This is a genomic window from Pseudomonas sp. TMW 2.1634 (genome assembly GCF_001703595.1).
Classification (GTDB): domain Bacteria; phylum Pseudomonadota; class Gammaproteobacteria; order Pseudomonadales; family Pseudomonadaceae; genus Aquipseudomonas; species Aquipseudomonas fragi.
In genome coordinates this window covers 2,418,243-2,437,262 of the sequence record NZ_CP016849.1, presented here as the reverse complement: position 1 = coordinate 2,437,262, position 19,020 = coordinate 2,418,243, and the positions used below count along the sequence as shown (strand labels likewise).

General features: G+C 63.0%; 18 protein-coding genes. 3 read left to right on the top strand and 15 right to left on the bottom strand.

The annotated features are described in order from the left end of the window. Positions 1-7: 7 nt before the first annotated feature. From BFC21_RS11595 to BFC21_RS11570, 6 genes are all read right to left on the bottom strand, one after another. A complete protein-coding gene (locus BFC21_RS11595) occupies positions 8-1,792 on the bottom strand; it encodes an IlvD/Edd family dehydratase (RefSeq protein ID WP_088377929.1) in 1,785 nt (594 codons plus the stop codon). Between the two features lie 16 nt (positions 1,793-1,808). Then, positions 1,809-2,693 (bottom strand): NAD(P)-dependent oxidoreductase, encoded by an 885-nt coding sequence (locus tag BFC21_RS11590; RefSeq protein WP_088377928.1) that lies wholly within the window; start codon positions 2,691-2,693, stop codon positions 1,809-1,811. Further along, on the bottom strand, positions 2,690-4,057 hold the full coding sequence (locus tag BFC21_RS11585) for an MFS transporter (protein ID WP_016782148.1): 1,368 nt from the start codon (positions 4,055-4,057) through the stop codon (positions 2,690-2,692). The genes BFC21_RS11590 and BFC21_RS11585 overlap by 4 nt, the downstream gene beginning before the upstream one ends. A gap of 171 nt (positions 4,058-4,228) precedes the next feature. Then, complete coding sequence (denD, locus tag BFC21_RS11580) at positions 4,229-5,203, bottom strand: D-erythronate dehydrogenase (RefSeq protein ID WP_088377927.1); 975 nt, start codon at positions 5,201-5,203, stop codon at positions 4,229-4,231. Between the two features lie 37 nt (positions 5,204-5,240). Beyond that, a complete protein-coding gene (locus BFC21_RS11575; RefSeq protein WP_088377926.1) occupies positions 5,241-6,089 on the bottom strand; it encodes an ureidoglycolate lyase in 849 nt (282 codons plus the stop codon). Between the two features lie 140 nt (positions 6,090-6,229). Next, the gene (locus BFC21_RS11570; RefSeq protein WP_088377925.1) at positions 6,230-6,970 is read right to left on the bottom strand and encodes an SDR family oxidoreductase; all 741 of its coding nucleotides are present in this window, start codon (positions 6,968-6,970) and stop codon (positions 6,230-6,232) included. A gap of 107 nt (positions 6,971-7,077) precedes the next feature. Here BFC21_RS11570 and BFC21_RS11565 point away from each other — a divergent pair, with 107 nt between their 5' ends. The 3 genes from BFC21_RS11565 to BFC21_RS11540 all read left to right on the top strand — a co-directional run bounded on the left by BFC21_RS11565 (position 7,078) and on the right by BFC21_RS11540 (position 10,724). After that, entirely contained in the window at positions 7,078-8,034 is a 957-nt protein-coding gene (locus tag BFC21_RS11565) for a LysR family transcriptional regulator (RefSeq protein ID WP_088377924.1), read from the top strand. Between the two features lie 116 nt (positions 8,035-8,150). Then, positions 8,151-9,419, top strand: coding sequence for an MFS transporter (locus tag BFC21_RS11560; RefSeq protein WP_088377923.1), 1,269 nt, complete (start codon positions 8,151-8,153; stop codon positions 9,417-9,419). An 846-nt stretch (positions 9,420-10,265) separates the two neighbouring features. After that, positions 10,266-10,724, top strand: coding sequence for a transposase (locus BFC21_RS11540; RefSeq protein ID WP_088377922.1), 459 nt, complete (start codon positions 10,266-10,268; stop codon positions 10,722-10,724). A 243-nt stretch (positions 10,725-10,967) separates the two neighbouring features. Here BFC21_RS11540 and BFC21_RS11535 read toward each other — a convergent pair whose 3' ends face one another. The 9 genes from BFC21_RS11535 to BFC21_RS11495 all read right to left on the bottom strand — a co-directional run bounded on the left by BFC21_RS11535 (position 10,968) and on the right by BFC21_RS11495 (position 19,018). Further along, positions 10,968-11,219 (bottom strand): hypothetical protein, encoded by a 252-nt coding sequence (locus BFC21_RS11535; protein WP_095004556.1) that lies wholly within the window; start codon positions 11,217-11,219, stop codon positions 10,968-10,970. 82 nt (positions 11,220-11,301) lie between these two features. Further along, complete coding sequence (locus BFC21_RS11530) at positions 11,302-12,612, bottom strand: MFS transporter (RefSeq protein WP_120266146.1); 1,311 nt, start codon at positions 12,610-12,612, stop codon at positions 11,302-11,304. 37 nt (positions 12,613-12,649) lie between these two features. Further along, positions 12,650-13,876 carry an L-fucose:H+ symporter permease gene (gene fucP, locus BFC21_RS11525; protein WP_095004554.1) on the bottom strand — a complete coding sequence of 409 codons (1,227 nt, stop codon included), beginning with the start codon at positions 13,874-13,876 and terminating at the stop codon, positions 12,650-12,652. A 142-nt stretch (positions 13,877-14,018) separates the two neighbouring features. Continuing rightward, on the bottom strand, positions 14,019-14,354 hold the full coding sequence (locus BFC21_RS11520; RefSeq protein WP_120266145.1) for an L-rhamnose mutarotase: 336 nt from the start codon (positions 14,352-14,354) through the stop codon (positions 14,019-14,021). Beyond that, on the bottom strand, positions 14,351-15,127 hold the full coding sequence (locus tag BFC21_RS11515) for an SDR family oxidoreductase (protein ID WP_088377917.1): 777 nt from the start codon (positions 15,125-15,127) through the stop codon (positions 14,351-14,353). Before BFC21_RS11515 ends, BFC21_RS11520 begins: the two co-directional genes overlap by 4 nt. Then, positions 15,124-15,969: an amidohydrolase gene (locus tag BFC21_RS11510; RefSeq protein WP_095004551.1), complete on the bottom strand. Its 846-nt coding sequence runs from the start codon at positions 15,967-15,969 to the stop codon at positions 15,124-15,126. Before BFC21_RS11510 ends, BFC21_RS11515 begins: the two co-directional genes overlap by 4 nt. A gap of 5 nt (positions 15,970-15,974) precedes the next feature. Next, positions 15,975-17,252, bottom strand: coding sequence for an L-fuconate dehydratase (locus BFC21_RS11505; RefSeq protein ID WP_088377915.1), 1,278 nt, complete (start codon positions 17,250-17,252; stop codon positions 15,975-15,977). A 14-nt stretch (positions 17,253-17,266) separates the two neighbouring features. Beyond that, a complete protein-coding gene (locus BFC21_RS11500) occupies positions 17,267-18,115 on the bottom strand; it encodes a fumarylacetoacetate hydrolase family protein (protein WP_088377914.1) in 849 nt (282 codons plus the stop codon). Positions 18,116-18,277: 162 nt separating this feature from the next. Further along, the gene (locus BFC21_RS11495; RefSeq protein WP_088377913.1) at positions 18,278-19,018 is read right to left on the bottom strand and encodes an SDR family oxidoreductase; all 741 of its coding nucleotides are present in this window, start codon (positions 19,016-19,018) and stop codon (positions 18,278-18,280) included. Positions 19,019-19,020 lie beyond the last annotated feature (2 nt).

Genomic DNA, 19,020 nt, shown 5'->3' with positions numbered 1-19,020 from the left:
GGAGGGTTTAGTGGGAGTGACGGGGCGGGCCGTTTTCCGGGATCACGCGCCAGTACAGGGTGGCCGGTTCCAGGCAGCCGCCGGTGGACAGCTGGCCGACCAGTTGGCGGTACAGTTCCTGCCACGGGGTTTGTGACGGGGCCAGCGGTGGCAACGGTTCCTGGCGGCGTTCGTTGAGCACGCTTTCGTCCACCAGCAGGTTGACGCTGCGGGCGTTGAGGTCGACGCGCAGGCGATCGCCGGTACGCAGCAACGACAGGCCGCCACCCACCGCAGATTCCGGGGACATGTTGAGGATCGACGGGCTGGCCGAGGTGCCGCTCTGGCGGCCGTCGCCCATGCACGGCAACGAGTCGATGCCGGCCTTGATCAGGTTGGAGGGCGGGGCCATGTTCACCACTTCGCCACTGCCGGGGAAGCCCACGGTGCCGCAGCCGCGAATTACCAGGATGCAGCGCTCGTCGATGTCCAGCGAGGGGTCGTTGATCCGCGCCGTGTAGTCTTCCGGCCCTTCGAACACAATGGCCCGCGCCTCGAAGCTGTTGGGTTGCAGCGGGTCGCTGAGGTAGGTCTTGCGGAAGGCTTCGCCCACCACCGACATTTTCATGATCGCGCTGTCGAAGAAGTTGCCGCTGAGTACGATAAAACCGGCGCGGTGCATCAGCGGGTCTTCGTAGGAGCGGATCACGTCACGGTCTCCGGTGACGCAGTCGGCGACCACTTCACCCATGTTGCGGCCACTGACCGTGAGGCAGTCGCGGTGCAGGCGGCCCACTTTGTCCAGCTCATGCATCACCGCCGGTACGCCACCGGCGCGGTGGAAGCTTTCGCCCAGGTATTCACCGGCAGGCATGCAGTTGACCAGCAAGGGCACGTCTTCGCCCACGCGCTGCCAGTCTTCCAGTGACAGCTCGATACCGCTGTGGCGGGCGATGGCAATCAGGTGGGGCGGGCAGTTGGTGGACGCGCCCAGCGCCGAGGCGACAGCGATGGCGTTTTCAAACGCCGCGTGGGTCATGATCTGCGACGGGCGCACGTCTTCGCGCACCAGATCGACGATGCGCATGCCGGTGGCATAGGCCATTTGCCCGCGTTCGCGGTACGGCGCCGGGATGCTCGCGCAGCCGGGCAGGGACATGCCCAGTGCCTCGGCCAGGGCGTTCATCGACAGAGCGGTGCCCATAGTGTTGCAGTGGCCCACCGATGGCGATGACGCGGTGGTGAGGGTCATGAAGCCTTCGTAGTCGATCTCACCGGCGCTGAGCAGATTGCGCGCATGCCACAGCACGGTGCCCGAGCCGATGCGCTGGCCCTTGTGCCAGCCGTCGAGCATCGGCCCGCCGGACAACACGATGGCAGGCAGGTCGGTGGTGGCCGCCGCCATCAGGCAGGCCGGCGTGGTTTTGTCGCAACCGGTGGTCAGTACCACGCCGTCCAGCGGGTAGCCGTGCAGCACCTCGACCAGGCCCAGATAGGCGAGGTTGCGGTCCAGCGCGGCGGTGGGGCGACGCGATTGTTCGGCGATCGGGTGGACCGGAAACTCCATCGGGATGCCGCCCGCGTCACGGATGCCGTCCTTGACCCGCTTGGCCAGTTCGATGTGATGGCGGTTACAGGGCGTCAGGTCACTGCCGGTCTGGGCAATGCCGATAATCGGCCGCCCCGATTGCAGCTCGGCCCGGGTCAGGCCCTGGTTCATGTAGCGTTCCACATACAGCGCGGTGAGGTCGGCGTGGCTTGGGTCGTCGAACCATAGCTGGCTGCGCAGGCGGCGTGGGGTTGTATCGGTCATGGCAGGCTCCAGCAGGTTATTCGGGCAATGGGTTGTTGCGGCGCAACTGGCGAATCAGCCCGGCGTGGTCGAGTTCGCCGTCACCGGCCTCGACCATCGCTGCAAACAGGCTGTCCACCAGGCGACCCACGGGCAGGTCGAGGCCCAGTTTTTGTGCCTGGGCGAGGGCGGTGCGGGTGTCCTTGAGTTGCCATTTGGCCGGGCCACCGGGGGTGAAGTCGTTGCTCAGCATGCGCTGGCCGTGCTGGCGCCAGATCGGTGAGTCGACAAAACCGCCCATCAGCGCCTCGTGGACTTTTGCCGGATCGGCGCCGCCGCGCTCGGCCAGCAGCAGGCCTTCGGCGACGGTGGCGATGGTGCTGGCAACGATCAACTGGTTGACCAGCTTGGACAGTTCGCCGGTGCCCGCCGGGCCGACGTGTACCGGGCGGCCCATGGCGGCCAGGACGTCGCGGCCCTGTTCGAAGGCCGCCGCTTCACCGCCCACCATGATTGCCAGGCTGGCTTCCCGTGCCCCGCGCTCGCCCCCCGACACCGGGGCGTCGAGGTAGCGCAGGCCGCGTTCGGCACATAACTGCGCCTGGGCGGCGGCGGTCTCCACCGGGATCGAACTCATCACGATCACCAGCGCACCGGGCGCCAGGGCCAGGGCGGCGCCGTTTTCGCCAAACAGCACCTCGTCACACGTGGGGCCGTCGCTAAGCATGCAGATCAACACCCGGGCGCCGTCTGCCGCGCCAGCCGGGGTCGACGCCACGGTCGCCCCCTGCGCCGCCAGGGCCTGCAATTTGCCCGGCGAGCGGTTCCAGGCCCGCACCGCAAAGCCCGCGTGCAGCAGGTTGCGGGCCATCGGCTGGCCCATGATCCCGGTGCCGATAAAGGCTACGGTTGGCAGGCTCATGCTTTACCTCCAGTGGCAGGGGCCAGTGCGGCGCCAATCTGCGATTCTTTATTGCGCGGCATCAGCACCATGCCCAGGCCACCCAGGCCGACCAACGCGGCAATCACCATAAAGCCCGGGGTATAGCTGCCGGTCACGGTGAACAGGTAGCCGGTCAGGTAAGGGCCGATAAAGCCGCTGAGGTTGCCGATGGAGTTGATCAGGCCAATGCCCACGGCCGCGCCGACACCGGTCAGCACTTGCCCGGGGACGGCCCAGAACACGTTGATCGCGCTGTACACGCCCATCGCCAGCAGAATGAAGCCGATCACGATGATCCACGGCTGGTTGAGCCACAGCGCCACGGCAATCGACACCGCCGCGAGCATGGCGGCACCGCCCGCGTGCCAGTGACGCTCTTGCAAACGGTCAGAACGACGGCTCCACCAGATCATCGCCACAGCGGCCACCGCGTAAGGGATGGCGGTGATCAGGCCGTTTTGCATCAGGCCGATTTCCAGGCCGAAAGTGCCGCGGAACGAGGCCAGTACCGTGGGCATAAAGAAGTTCATCGCGTTGGAGCCCGAGGTGATGCCGAAATACACCAGCGCCAGCAGCCATACCTGGCGGTTGCACAGGGCTTTGCGGATCATCTGGCCCTTGGTTGGCTGCACGCCCACCACCAGCGGTTTGTTGCGCTCTTCCTGGGCCAGGGTGTTAATCAGCCAGCTACGCTGTTTGTCGGTCAGCCAGTGGGCATCGGCCGGGTGGTCGGTGAGGTAGAAGTAGCAGACCACGCCGAGGATCACCGCCGGTACGGCTTCGACGATATACATCAGGCGCCAGCCGACAAAGCCCCAGGCATCGCCCATTTCCATCAGGCCCACCGACAGCGGCGCGCCGATGATTTGTGCGATGGGCACGCCCAGGTAAAACGAGGCGATCATGCGTGCGCGGTAGCGGCTCGGGAACCACAGCGACAGCAGATAAATCACCCCCGGGAAAAACCCGGCTTCGGCAATGCCCAGCAGCACGCGCAGGGACACGAAATGCACCGGCGTCTGCAAAAAGCCCATGGCGCCGGCGATGATGCCCCAGGTCACCATGATCCGTGCGATCCATACACGGGCGCCGTAGCGGTGCAGCAAGATGTTGCTCGGCACTTCGAACATGAAATAGCCGAGGAAGAAAATACCCGCGCCCAGGCCATAGATGGTCTGGCTGATGCCGATATCCTCGTTCATGCGCAGAGCCGCGAAACCGACGTTGTTGCGGTCCAGAAAGGCGACGACAAACAGCAGGACCAGAAAGGGGATCATGCGCCTGGTCACACGCTTGATCGTCTGTTGTTCGATGTCCGAGACATCGGGGAGTGGAGTAGTCATGTGGCACGACCTCAGTTTTTATTGTTGTGAGTAGCGTGAACGTTGCAGCATTTTTGTGAGACAGAGCTTTTTGTGGGAGCGGGCTTGCTCGCGAGGGAAGCGCTACGGGGCTTCAGTTGCACCGCGTCGCCTCGATCGCGAGCAAGCCCGCTCCCACAAGGGGAGGGTGGGTTATTTGCCGGCCGTATCCTCGATATGCGCGCGCACGATGGCATCGAAGTCCGCGTCGGCGGTAAAGCCCAATGCACGGGCGCGCGGCGCTTCTACCTTGCTCGGCCAGCTTTCGACGATGCGCTGGATAGTCGCGTCGGGTTCCCAGCGAATCAGTTTGGCCACGTCGTCACCGGCCACCCGTTGCAGCGCCGCGACCATGTCGGCCACGGTGGTGGTCACGCCCGGCAGCGGGATGATGCGTTCGCCGCCCAGGGTCTGCGGCGACAGGGTCATGCCCAGCAGCATCGACTCAACGATGCGGCGCGGCGAGGTGAGGTAAACCCGGGTGTCCGGGCGCACCGGGCACACGGCAGGCAGGCCTACCAGTGGCTCGCGGATGATCGAACTGAAGAAGGTCGAGGCCGCCTTGTTCGGCTTGCCGGGACGCACTGCCACCGTTGGCAGGCGCAGCACGCGGCCGTCGACAAAACCTTTGCGCGCATAGTCGGCGACCAGCAACTCGCCCACGGCTTTTTGCATGCCGTAGGACGATTGCGGTGTCAGCACGGTGTTGTCATCGACCACTGGCGGCAGGGCGCCGCCGAATACGGCAAAACCGCTGGCATAGACGAAGCGCGGTGCGTTGCCTTGCTTGCGCAGGGTTTCGAGCAACAGCATCAGGCCGTGCAGGTTGACCTGCATGCCCAGGTCGAAATCCGCCTCGGCCGCCGAGCTGACCACTGCTGCCAGATGCCAGACCAGATCCACGCCATCGGTGACGCGGGCGATGACATCGGGGTCGGCGACATCGCCGGTCACCAGCTCGATACGCGGGTCGCTCGGCACGTCTTCACCGGCAAAGGCGTCGAACAGCACGATACGCTCGATGGTGCGCGGAGCCTGGCCTTCGAAGGCCAGGGTGTTCATGTCGAGCAGGCGTTGGGCCAGTTGTTTGCCGATAAAGCCGGTGCCGCCGGTGATCAGGATTCGCATGTGTAGCTCCGTTTCTTATAGTTGTTTGAGCGTGTTATCAGTCGGCCTGCACGGTGAGCTGGCGCTGTTCGCCGAGGCCGCTGATGCCCAGGTGCATGACCTGGCCTGGGCGCAGATAGATCGGTGTCGGCTTGATGCCCAGGCCCACCCCCGGCGGTGTGCCGGTGGAAATCACATCGCCCGGTTGCAGCGACATGCAGCGGCTCAGATAGGCAATCAGGGCCGGGATCTGGAACACCATGGTGCGCGTGTTGCCGTTCTGGTAGCGCTGTCCGTCGACCTCAAGCCACAGGTCAAGCTGGTGCGGGTCGCTGATCTCATCGCAGGTCACCAGCCACGGGCCGAGGGGGCCGAAAGTGTCAAAGCCCTTGCCCTTGTCCCAGGTGCCGCCGCGTTCGATCTGCCATTCGCGTTCTGATACATCGTTGATCACGCAGTAACCGGCCACGTGCTCCAGTGCGTTGTGTTCATCGATATTACGTCCACCTTTGCCGATGACCACGCCCAGTTCGACTTCCCAGTCGGTCTTGATCGAGTCGCGGGGGATTTCGACGTTATCGTTGGGGCCGCAGATGGCGCTGGTCCATTTGCTGAACACCACCGGCTCCGACGGCACCGCCAGGCCGGACTCAGCGGCATGGTCGGCGTAGTTCAGACCGATGCAGATAAACTTGCCGACCTGGCCGACACACGCGCCGATGCGCGGCGAGCCGCTGACCAGCGGCAGGCTGGCGGGGTCGATCTTGCCCAGTTCGGCAAGGCTTGCGGCACTCAGTGCGGTACCGGCGACATCGGCGATATGCGCCGACAAGTCGCGGATATTGCCTTGGGCGTCCAGCAGACCGGGTTTTTCCTGACCTTTATCGCCGTAGCGCAGCAGTTTCATAAAAGCTCCTTTATCGGAAAGCAGAAATCAATGCTCTGGGGTGGGAGCGGGCTTGCTCGCGATGCAGACGCTGCGGCCTGTCATGTAAACCGAGGTGACGCCATCGCGAGCAAGCCCGCTCCCACAGGGAAAATCTGGTTTCAGTTGCTCATCCCGCCATCAATCACCTGGACCGTGCCGGTGGTGTAGCTGCTGGCATCGCTGGCCAGGTACAGCGCCAGCTGCGCGATCTCTTCAGCGCTGCCGATGCGGCCCATAGGCTGGCGGTCAACAAAGGCCTGGTACACATCGGCTTCGCTGCGCCCTTGCTCAAGGGCCTGTTCGGCGATGCGCTGGCGCAGCGAGGGGGAGTCCACCGTGCCTGGGCAAATGGCGTTGCAGCGGATGCCCTGGCGTACATAATCGGCGGCTACCGATTTGGTCAGGCCGATCACCGCGGCCTTGCTGGCGGTATAGGCAAAGCGGTTGGGCACGCCTTTGACGCTGGAGGCCACCGAGGCCATGTTGATGATCGAGCCGCCACCGTTGTCCAGCATGCCCGGCAAAAAAGCGCGGATCATGCGGTACATGGCGGTCACGTTAAGGTCGAAAGAGAATTGCCAGGCCTGCTCGTCGCATTCGAGCAACGCCCCGCTGTGGACGAAGCCTGCGCAGTTGAACAGCACGTCGACGTTGCCGACCTGTTGGCGGATGGCATCGATGGCGGATGCCTGCGTTACGTCCAGAGGCAGCACTTGAATACCGGGGATGTCGTGCAGGGTTTCGACATGCAGATCGGTGGCGATGACCTGCGCACCCGCATCGCGAAAGGCCAGTACCGAAGCGCGGCCGATGCCTTGAGCTGCAGCGGTGATCAGCACACGTTTGTTGGCTAGGTTCATGGCAGGTGTCCGTTGTTATTATGTGGTGCGACCCCCTGCACACTAATATTGCGCTGCGATAATCGCCAATGAGATATTCTCAGGACTTAATAACCGGGGGTTATCGGATGGCGGATGTCGGATTCAATCAGCTGTGCAACTGGCTGCGCTTTCGCCATTTGGTGCTTGTCGACACCTTGGCGCGCACCCAAAACATGCATGCCACCGCGCAGGAAATGAGCATCAGCCAGCCGGCCGTGAGCAAGATGCTGCGCGAGATCGAGCATCAGTTGGGCTTTGAAGTCTTTGCCCGTTTGCCGCGCAGCATGACCCTCACCGACCTGGGCAGCCATGTGGCCCGCTTTGCCCAGATCGCCTTGAACGACACCGGCCAGTTTGTCAGCCAGATCAACCATCTGCGCCAGGGCGGGCATGGCCTGATCAAGGTCGGCACTATTTATGCGGCCACGGCTCTGGCCGTGCCTGCTGCCATTGTGCAGGTCAAGCAGGACTGGCCGCTGCTCACCGTGCAGGTGCTCGAAGGCACCAGTGCCAATATGCTGACCTTGCTCGAACACAAGGAACTGGACCTGGTGGTGGCCCGTTTTACCCTCGACCGTCACCGTGAGTTGTTCGATTTCCAGGCGCTGGCGCCGGAGCCGTTGTGCCTGGTCACGGGCAGCCAGCACCCGCTGGCCGGGGCCAGTGAAGTGCCGCTGGCGGACCTGGGCAGCTGGCCGTGGGTGATTTACCCGACGGGCACGCCGATGCGCGCCCGGGTGGAAAAAGCCTTTGTCGAAGCAGGCATGCAAACCCCGGAAAACACCGTCGAAACCGTGTCGTTGCAGACCACCATGCAACTGCTGCAAACCACGCCGTCGGTGGCGATGCTGGCCGAGTCGATGGTCGAGCCGGAAATCCAGGCCGGTCGCCTGACCCGCCTGACGTTGCCGTTTCCGCTGGTGCTGGCTGACTACGGGGTGATTACCCGGCGCAACGAGGTCCCGCAGTGGTCGGCAAAAGCCTTTATCGACGCCTTGTTGAGTGGCCCCGATGCCCTGCGCGGTGCACGCCAGACGCCTTGATAACGCAGGGTTATTAACTGATGGAATGATGTAATTGGGCACAGGCCAAACCGCCCTCTACAGTGAGCGTCGCCCCACCTGTCGGGCAGGGGCGCAACCGCTCATGAGAGGCGCGTATGAGAACAATAAAAAGCTACAAGACGCTGACGATCTTCTTCCTGTTCCTGATTGGCGTGGTCAACTACCTTGACCGCAGTGCCTTATCCATCGCCAATACCACCATCCAGAAAGACCTGGCCATCAGCCCGATGCAAATGGGCGTGATGCTGTCAGCGTTTTCCATTGCCTATGCTTTTTCGCAACTGCCCCTGGGTGCCTTGATCGACAAGCTGGGCAGCAAACTGGCCCTGGGCGGATCGCTGGTGGTGTGGTCGGTGGCGCAAGCGGCCTTTGGCCTGTTCAGCAGTTACGGTCATCTGGTCGGGCTGAGGGTATTGCTGGGGGTTGGCGAAGCGCCGGTGTTTCCTTCGGCAGCCAAGGCGTTGTCGGAGTGGTTTGATACCCAGGAGCGCGGTACGGCGACCGGCTGGGTGTGGTCTTCGACCTGTATCGGGCCGTGCCTGGCGCCGCCGTTGCTGACCTTATTCATGGTGCATCTGGGCTGGCGCGGGATGTTTATCCTGACGGGCGTCATGGGTCTGGTGCTGGCGCTGTGCTGGTTCAAATTCTATAAAAGCAAGGCGCAATACATGGCCGAGACAGGTCGTTCGGAGCCGGTGCCGGTGCAACAGGTCAAGGCGCCGAAAGTGCGCTGGACCTCGTTGTTCAAGGACCGCAACACCTGGGGCGCATTTCTCGGGTTTATGGGCGTGATCTACATGATCTGGCTCAACCTCACCTGGTTGCCCGGTTATTTTGAGCGCGAGCACGGGCTGGATTTGTATCGCACGGCCTGGGTGGTATCGCTGGCTTATTTGTTTGGCGCGTTGGGCACCATCGTGGCCGGCAAATGCTGCGATCGCCTGGTGGCGCGGGGTATGAGGGTGCTGGCCAGTCGTAAACTGATGGTGATCCTGGGCTTGCTGGGCGGGGCACTGTTTACCCTGATCGTGGCCTTTACCACCAACGTGGTGGCCTGTGTGATCCTGCTGTGCCTGACCATGTTCTTTATCAATATTTCCAGTGCTACGGCGTGGATGATCGTCAACACCATCGTGCCGTCGGAGCGAGTAGCATCGTTTGGCTCGATCCAGAACTTTGGCGGCTATCTGGCGGGCTCGATTGCGCCGATCCTGACCGGCTTCAGCGTGCAGCAGAGTGGTTCGTTTTCCTCGGCCTTCGTGATCAGTGCGGTGGTAGCGGCGTGTTCGGCGTTTGCCTATTTTGCGTTGCTCAAGGAGCCGCAGGCACCGGAAGCGCCCTTGGCCACGCTTGCTCCCGCCTGACTGAGCCTTTGTGGGAGAGGGCTTGCTTCCTGCGGTGCGCCGGCGAGACCGGGTTGCTTGCATCGCAGGCAAGCCAGCTCCCACAGGTTTGGCGGTGCTCACAAAAACCGGAGGCTGCCGCGCACCTCTGTGGGAGCGGGCTTGCTCGCGATGGCATCCCTGCGGTGCGCCAGCCAGACCCCGTTGCTTGCATCGCAGGCAAGCCAACTCCCACAGGTTTGGCGGTGCTCACAAAAACCGGGGTCTGCCGCGTCCCTCTGTGGGAGCGGGCTTGCTCGCGATGGCATCCCTGCGGTGCGCCAGGCGGACCGGGTTGCTTGCATCGCAGGCAAGCCAGCTCCCACAGGTTTGGCGGTGCTCACAAAAACCGGAGGCTGCCGCGCACCTCTGTGGGAGCGGGCTTGCTCGCGATGGCATCCCTGCGGTGCGCCGGCGAGACCGGGTTGCTTGCATCGCAGGCAAGCCAGCTCCCACAGTTTTTGCGGTGCTCACAAAATCCGGGGTCTGCCGCGTCCCTCTGTGGGAGCGGGCTTGCTCGCGATGGCGTCCCTGCGGTGCGCCAGGCGGACCGCGTTGCTTGCATCGCAGGCAAGCCAGCTCCCACAGGTTTGGCGGTGCTCACAAAAACCGGAGGCTGCCGCGCACCTCTGTGGGAGCGGGCTTGCTCGCGATGGCATCCCTGCGGTGTGCCAGCCAGACCGGGTTGCTTGCATCGCAGGCAAGCCAGCTTCCACAGGTTTTGCGGTGCTCACCCAAAAGCCACGACATATCCCGTCAAACGATGCCCGCTGTGGTTGGCCCGGTACTGACTAGCCTTTGAAATTCATCAACTCATAGAGTCAGGCCATGTCTTCTTTTCCCGCCTCCCACCGTCTGCGCCGTGGTCGTTACAGTGAGCCAAATCGCATTTATCTTCTGACCGCCAATACGCTGCATCGGCAACCCATTTTCCTGAACTGGCGTGTAGGCCGACGGGTGGTCGAACAGTTCAAGCAGGTACAAGCGCAGGGGCTGGCCACTTCGCTGGCATGGGTGGTCATGCCCGATCATTTTCATTGGCTGATCAGCCTTGAACAGGGCTCGCTGGATAACTTGATGTGCCGCACAAAATCGTTGAGCACCCGCGCAATCAACCAGGCTACAGGACAAACAGGCCGCCGCTGGCAGCAGGGCTACCACGACCATGCCTTGCGGCGTGATGAAGATATCAAGCAGGTGGCCCGTTATGTGATTGCCAACCCGCTGCGTGCCGGGCTGGTCAAGCGGGTGGGAGACTACCCCTTGTGGGATGCGATCTGGGTTTGACCCCAATAACACGAGATGACCTGTGGGAGCGGGCTTGCTCGCGATGGCATCGCTGCGGTGTGCCAGGCGGACCGCGTTGTCTGCATCGCAGGCAAGCCAGCTCCCACAGTTTTTGCGGTGCTCACAAAGTCCGGGGGTCTACCGCGTCCCTCTGTGGGAGCGGGCTTGCTCGCGATGGCATCGCTGCGGTGTGCCAGGCGGACCGCGTTGTCTGCATCGCAGGCAAGCCAGCTCCCACAGGTTTTACAACCAGGATTCGATAATCCGTCGGTCCAGCTCTTCCCAGTCGGCCATGCCCAGCACCCGGGTGGTGTTGAGGCCGCGCAGGTAGCCGCGCAGTTGCTGGGCGCTGGCCTGGATGTCGGCAGCCGGGGCGTTTTCGCTGTGCAGTGCCTCTTCGTAGAGGCTCAGGTAGTCGTTCACGCGGTCGCGGTACTCGGGCAGTACCGCTTCACGGATCAGGTCGAAGGTGCGCAGTTTTTGATGGGTATTCACGGGTCACCCTTTGTGAGTTTACGGGCTGTTGTTTGTCACCCAATGTAGCTCACATGTGACCCGGGTTAATACCTCTGCAGCGTCAGTGTGGCGCAGGCGCAGGTGCCGGGAGTTTGCCCGGCTCGTGCCCGGTCCTGGCCGAGCGGATCAGCATCAGCGCCCCCAGTACCGCCATCCCGGCCAGGAAGTACATGCCCGCATGCGGGTTGTTGAAGTAGCCCTCGGCCCAAGTCTTGACTGTTGGCGCGAGAAACCCACCGAGGTTGCCCAGCGCACCGATCACCGCAATCCCGCTGGCCGCCGCCGCACCGCCCAGAAAACGGGTCGGCAGGGTCCAGAACAACGGTTGCACGGTGATAAAACCGGCAGCAGCCACGCAAAACGCCACAATCACCAGGGGCAGGCTGCCACTTAAGGTCGAGCCGATCATACCCACGGCCGCCAGTGCCAGCATCAATGCGGCGTAACGGGTTTGCTGGCCCTTGCGGTCGGCATGGCGGGTCACCAGGTACAGCATGATCACGGTGGCAATCCACGGAATGGAGGTCAGTGCACCGACCTTCAGGCCAATACCGGTACCCAGCAATTCGGCGATCCGTGTCGGCAGGTAGAACAGCACGCCATACACGCTGACCTGAATGGTGAAGTAGATCAGGGTGAAGTACAGCACCACCGGGTTGAACATTGCTGCGCGCCACGATGACGGCCCCTTGTTGGCCTTGAGCAGTTGCTCCTTTTCCAGCTCATGCTCGATCGCGGCCTTTTCTTCGCGGCTCAGCCATTTGGCATCCCGGGGTTTGTCGGTCAGGTAGAAGAACGCAAATACGCCGATGATCGACGCCGCGAGGCCTTCAGTGACAAACATCCACTGCCAGCCGGTCAGGCCGAACTGCGCGCTTTCCAGCAACCAGCCCGATACCGGGCCGCCCACCATCAGCGACACCGGCACACCAAAATAGTAAATGCCATAGGCCGAGCCACGCTGGTTCTGCGGGAACCAGTAGGTCAGGTACAGCACCACCCCCGGCGACAGCCCGGCTTCGGCCACGCCCAGCAGAAACCGCAGGATATAGAAGCTGGTTTCGTCGTGGGCAAACATCATTGCCGCCGACACCAGGCCCCAGGTCACCATGATCCGGCTCAGCCAGATACGCGCGCCGATCTTGTGCAGCATCAGGTTGCTCGGGACTTCGAACACCGCATAACCGATAAAGAAAATCCCCGCACCCAGGGCGAACGCCGCATTGCTCAGGCCGGTGTCCGCCTGCAGGGCGTGCTTGGCAAAACCGATATTGGAACGGTCGATGATCGCCATCGCGAACATCAGGGCGACAAAGGGCAGGATGCGCCAGCGGATTTTGCTCAGCGCCTGTTGCAAAGCGGGATTGGACATGGAGTGCTCCGTTTATTGTTTTTGTGGAGTACAGCAATCAGATTTTTTTCAGGGCCGCACGCGCATAGGCGGCAACGATCACGAAGCAGCCCATCGGTAACAGATAGGCCACGCCGGTGCTGGAATGGTCGGCCACCAGGCCCATCACATAGGGCAGCAACGCGCCGCCGACAATGGCCATGATCATGAACGAGCTGCCGCGCTTGGTATGCGGGCCGAGGTTTTTCACGCCCATGGCAAACAGCGTCGGGAACATGATCGACATAAAGAAGAACGTCGCCACCAGTGCGACCACCGACACGCCCTCAAACCCCAGCACCACCACCGCACACAACGCCACGTTGATCAGCGCGTAGATCAGCAGCAGGCGCTGGGCGTTGACGCGGCCCATCAGCCAGGTACTGAAGAAACGGCCAAACATAAAGCTGAGCATGGCCACCGAGAGCAGATATGCCGCTTGCTGGCTGCTCATTTGCGCCCAGTGCTCGGTGACGTAGTTGATAAAAAACGCCCCCACGCCGACCTGTGCACCCACGTAAAAGAACTGGGTGATGACCCCGGTGACGAACTCACGGTGTTGCCACAGGCTCTTGTGGTCGTGTTGCGCGGCTTGCACTTCCTGCTCGCGCAGGTCGGGCAGCGGGGTGCGGGCGATCAGGATGGCCACCAGTAACACCAGTGCGGCAATTACCAGGTAGGTCATTTGCAGCGATTGCGTGGTGTCGGTGCTGTTGGCGCCGCTGAAGAACAACGCGCCGCCAATCAAGGGCCCGAAGAACTGCCCCAGGCCGTTGAACGATTGCGCCAGGTTCAGCCGCCGTTCGGCTCCGGCGGGTTCACCCAGCACGGTGGCATAGGGGTTGGCGGCGGTTTCCAGGCAGCCCAGGCCGCAGGCGATCACAAACAGTGCGAACAGGAAAAACTGGAAGCTCTGCGCTGCAGCGGCGGGCATAAACAGCAGGGCGCCGGTGGCATAGAGGCACAGGCCCAGCAAGATGCCGGCCTTGTAGCCGTACCTGTCCATCAGCAGGCCGGCGGGCAGGGCGATCAGGAAATAAGCGCCGAAATAGGCGCTTTGCAGCAGGCCCGACTGCGCCTTGCTGACGTGCAGGGTTTCCTGGAAGTGCTTGTTGAGTACATCGAGCAAGCCATAAGACAGGCCCCAGAGGAAGAACAGGCAGGTGACCAGGATCAGTGCCCAGCGATAGGACGTAACCGCCCGGGTAAAGGACGGCGCTGCGACGTTCGGGTGCTTGAGTGACATGACGCATCTCCTTTTTATTGTTGTTGGCGACTTGCGTGAATCAGGATCTATAGGTGGGAGCGGGCTTGCTCGCGATTGGATCGCTGCGGTGTCTCAGGCAAATCGCGCTGATGCCATCGCGAGCAAGCCCGCTCCCACAGGGTTACGGGGGCAAGCTGAAGATCCGTTTCATCGGGGCCCATTTTTCAGTGGGCAAAGTCCAGGGCGTGGGCTGCTGGAAGCGCCACATCAGCGCTTCCCATTCCTGCACCTTGGGGTCGCTGGCGCCGGCCCGGGTAAAGGCCTCGGCACTAAACCCCGGAGCGGTGTCCATGACCATGAACAGTCGCGTGCCCAGCCGCCATATCTGCATGTCGAGCACGCCATGCCCGCGCAAATGGGCGCTGATCTTCGGCCAGATGTTCTGGTGCAAACGTTCGTACTCGGCAATCAGCGCCGGGTCGTCCTTCAAGTCCAAAGCCAGGCACTGGCGGTTCATGTCAGTGCCCGGTCCAGGTGGGTGTAGCCACCGTCCACCACCAGCCATTGCCCGGTGGTGTGGGAGGCGCGCGGCGAGAGCAAAAACAGCACGCTGTCGGCGATTTCTTCGGCCGTGGTCATGCGCTGGCCCAGGGGGACTTTTTCGACAATGCTCGCCAGCTTGGCCTGCGGGTCGGCGAAGGTGTCGATCCAGCGCTCGTACAGCGGTGTCATCACCTCTGCGGGGATCACCGCGTTGACCCGAATGCCGTCAGCCAATAACGATGTGGCCCACTCCCGTGTCAGCGCCAGTTGCGCGCCCTTGGCGGCGGTGTAGCCGCTGGTGCCGCCTTGCCCGGTGAGGGCGGTCTTGGAGCTGATATTGACGATGGCGCCGCGAGTGGCCTTGAGGGCCTCCACGCACAGATGGGTCATGAGGTAGTAATGGATCAGGTTTTTTTCCAGCGACTCGACAAAGGCCGCGCGCCCGGCATCAAGACCCACGCCATCGTTGACCCCGGCGTTGTTGACCAGCCCGTCGATGCGCCCGAAGCGTTGCAGCACGCTGGCGACGGCTGCGCGGCAGGCGTCTTCGTCGCGCAGTTCGACCTGCATGAACAGGCTGCGCGAACCGCGCTGGTCCAGTTGCTGCGCCAGATCATCGGGCAGCGGGCTGTGGCCGAAAATCACCGGGATCGCGCCTTCGTCGGCCAGCCCCAACGTGATGGCCGCGCCAATCCCCGAGCCGCCGCCGGTGACGATAAACACCTTGTCTTGCAGATGCAGATTCATTGCGTTGCTCCCTCAATGTTGTAGACGCGGCACGCCGTGCCCCCCCAAAGGGCTGCGTGTTGTGACACGCTGGCGACCAGGGCGCGGGTAGCCTCGTAGTCACTGGCCAGCAGGCACACCGGCCAGTCCGAACCGAACATCAGGCGTTCGGGGCCGAACAGCTCCAGTGCGGTGTGCAGGTAGGGCGTCAGCTGGGCGCTGTTCCAGTGTTGCCAGTGGGCTTCGGTGATCAGCCCCGACAGCTTGCAACTGACATGGGGCAGGGCGGCCAGCGCTGCGAGTTGCCGGGCCCAGGTGGTTAAATCGTTGGCCTGCACATCGGGCTTGCCCAGGTGGTCGAGCACCAGATGGTGCTGGTCGTGCTGCTCGCATAGCCCGGTGACTGCGCTCAAATCCCGGGCCTTGACCAGTACCTCGTAGACCAGCCCCCGGCGCTGCAAAGTGGCAAGGCCGCGGTGGAATTCGCTTGATTGCATAAAATCGGCCGGCGAGCTTTCGTCCTGCAACTGATGACGAAAGCCACGCAAAACCGGCGCCTGCGCCCAACGTTCCAGCGACGCTTCAAGGTCGCTGGCGCACAGATCAACCCAGCCCACCACCGCGCGAATCCACGGATAACGCTTGGCCAGATTGAGCAACTGATCGGTTTCGCTGGCACAGGCGCGGGCCTGCACGGCAATGCAGCCGTCAAGGCCTGCGGCATCCAGCAGGGGCCGCAGGTCGTCGGGTTGAAAGTCCTGGCGCAAACAGCCCATGTCGCGGCCTATCCAGGGGTAGGCCGCGGCGTCATAGCGCCAGAAGTGCTGGTGGGCGTCCAGCCGCAGCGGTTGGGTGACGGGCATGGTCTTCAGCCCCGGTACCGGTACTGTTCGCGGGAGGCGGCTTTCATCTGGATCGAAAACCCCGGCGCCTGCGGCGGCATATAGGCCGCGTTGCGAATCACGCAGGGGTCTTCGAAGTGTTCGTGCAGATGGTCGACAAATTCCACCACGCGGCCTTCGTGGGTGGCGGCGATGCACAGGTAGTCGATCATCGACAGGTGCTGCACGTATTCGCACAGGCCAACGCCGCCGGCGTGCGGGCATACCGGCAGGTTGTATTTGGCGGCCATCAGCATCACCGCCAGCACTTCGTTGACCCCACCGAGACGGCAGGCGTCGATCTGCACCACGTCGATGGCTTCTCGCATGATCAGTTGCTTGAACACGATGCGGTTTTGGCACATTTCGCCGGTGGCCACCTTGACCGGGCTGACGCCCAGGCGGATTTTGCGATGGCCTTCGACGTCGTCCGGGCTGGTGGGCTCTTCGATAAACCACGGGTTGGCGAACGACAGCTCGCGCACCCAGTCGATGGCCGCGTCCACTTCCCATACCTGGTTGGCGTCGATCATCAATTTGCGGTCTGGGCCCAGCACTTCACGGGCGATGCGCACGCGGCGGATGTCGTCCTGCAGGTCATGGCCGACTTTCAATTTGACGTGGGAGAAGCCCGCGTCGACCGCTTCCTGACACAGGCGGCGCAACTTCTCGTCGGCATAGCCCAGCCAGCCGGCGGAGGTGGTGTAGCAGGGGTAGCCGTCAGCTTCGAGCAGGGCCAGGCGTTCGGCCTTGCCGCGGGCGCGTTCGCGCAGCAGGGTCAGTGCTTCGGCCGGGGTGATGCAGTCGGTGATGTAGCGAAAATCAATGCAGCGCACCAGCTCTTCAGGGCTCATGTCCGCCACCAGGCGCCACACCGGCTTGCCTTCGGCCTTGGCCCACAAATCCCAGGCAGCGTTGACCACCGCACCGGTGGCCAGGTGAATGGCGCCCTTGTCCGGGCCGATCCAGCGCAACTGGCTGTCGCTGGTCACGTGGCGCCAGAAACGGCCCATGTCTTCGGCGATCCACTCCAGCTTCAGACCCACCAGCAGGCTGGCCAGGGCCTTGATCGAGGCGCAGCAGATTTCATTGCCACGGCCGATGGTGAAGGTCAGGCCGTGGCCTTCGAGGTTCGGGGTGTCGGTTTCGAGAATCACATAGGCCGCTGAGTAGTCAGGGTCCGGGTTCATCGCGTCCGAGCCATCGAGCGATTGCGAGGTGGGGAAGCGGATGTCTTCGACGCGTACGGCGGTAATTGTGGTCATGGTGCGGCTCCCTGTCAGTCGGCATTCACGGTGCGTTGCTGTTGTTCGCCCAGCCCTGTGATGCCCAGGCGCATGGTCTGGCCGGCACGCAGGTACACGGGCTCGGGCTTGATGCCCAGGCCGACGCCCGGCGGGGTGCCGGTAGAGATCACGTCGCCGGGTTGCAGGCTCATGAACTGGCTGAGGTAGCTGACGATTTTCGGGATCTGGAAAATCATCGTGCGGGTATTGCCGTTCTGGTAGCGATGACCATCCACTTCCAGCCACAGGTCGAGCTGGTGCGGGTCGGCGATTTCGTCGCGGGTTACCAGCCACGGCCCCAGCGGGCCGAAGGTGTCGCAGCCCTTGCCTTTGTCCCAGGTACCGCCCAGTTCCAGCTGGAACTCGCGCTCGGACACATCATTGATCACGCAGTAGCCGGCCACATGCTCAAGCGCCTCGCTTTCGCTGATATAGCGACCGCCTTTGCCGATGACCACGCCCAGTTCGACTTCCCAGTCGGTTTTGCGTGAATGGCGCGGGATTTCAACATCGTCGTTGGGGCCGACGATGGCGCTGGTCCATTTGCTGAACACCACCGGTTCGGCGGGGATGGCGGCGCCGGTTTCGGCAGCATGGTCGGCGTAGTTCAGGCCGATGCAGATAAATTTGCCGACCTGGCCGACGCAGGCGCCGATGCGGGGCGAGCCTTGCACCAGGGGCAGGGTGGACGGGTCGATATCTTGCAGGCGGGCAATGCTTTCAGGGCTCAGGGCCTGGCCTGCGATATCTGCGACCACTGCCGACAAGTCGCGCAATTGGCCGTTGTGGTCGAGCAGGGCAGGCCGTTCCTGACCTTTGTCACCGTAACGCAGCAGTTTCATAAACAATCCTTTTTTGGGGAGGGGGCAAGGCCCAGTGGGAGCAGGCTTGTTGTGGGAGCGGGCTTGCTCGCGATTGAGTCGCTGCGGTGCTTCAGACAAACCGCGCAAACCGCGTCGTCCGCATCGCGAGCAAGCCCGCTCCCACAAGGTCAAAAGCTGAGGCTAGTTGCTCCAGCCGCCATCAATGATTTGCGCCGTACCGGTGGTGAAACCGCTGGCGCTTGAACCCAGGTACAACGCCAACTGAGCGATTTCTTCGGCGGTGCCGATGCGGCCCATGGGCTGGCGTGCGGCAAAGGCGGCGTACACCTCATCCACGCTGCGGCCTTCGCGTTCGGCCTGTTCGCGGATGCGCTGGCGCAGGGAAGGGGAGTCGACGGTGCCGGGGCAGATGGCGTTGCAACGGATGTTCTGGCTGACGAAATCAGCCGCGACCGAACGGGTCAGGCCAATCACCGCGCCCTTGCTGGCGCAGTAGGCAAAGCGGTTGGGTACGCCTTTGACGCTGGAGGCCACCGAGGCCATGTTGATGATCGAGCCGCCACCGTTGCCCAGCATGCCCGGCAAAAAGGCGCGGATCATGCGGTACATGGCGGTCACGTTGAGGTCCAGGGCAAAGCTCCAGTCCTGTTCGTCGCATTCCAGAATGTTGCCGCTGTGCACCACGCCCGCGCAGTTGAACAGCACGTCCAGCGGACCCAGTTCCTGGGCCAGGCGCGCAATGGCAGCGGCATCGGTGACGTTGAGCAGATGTTTGTGCGCGCCTTCAAGGGCGTCGAGGGCGCCGGCATTGATGTCGGCGGCGAAGACTTCGGCACCGGCGGCCAGGTAGGCCTGGACGGTGGCCTGGCCAATCCCCTGCGCAGCGGCAGTGATCAGCACACGTTTGCCGGAAAGATCCATAG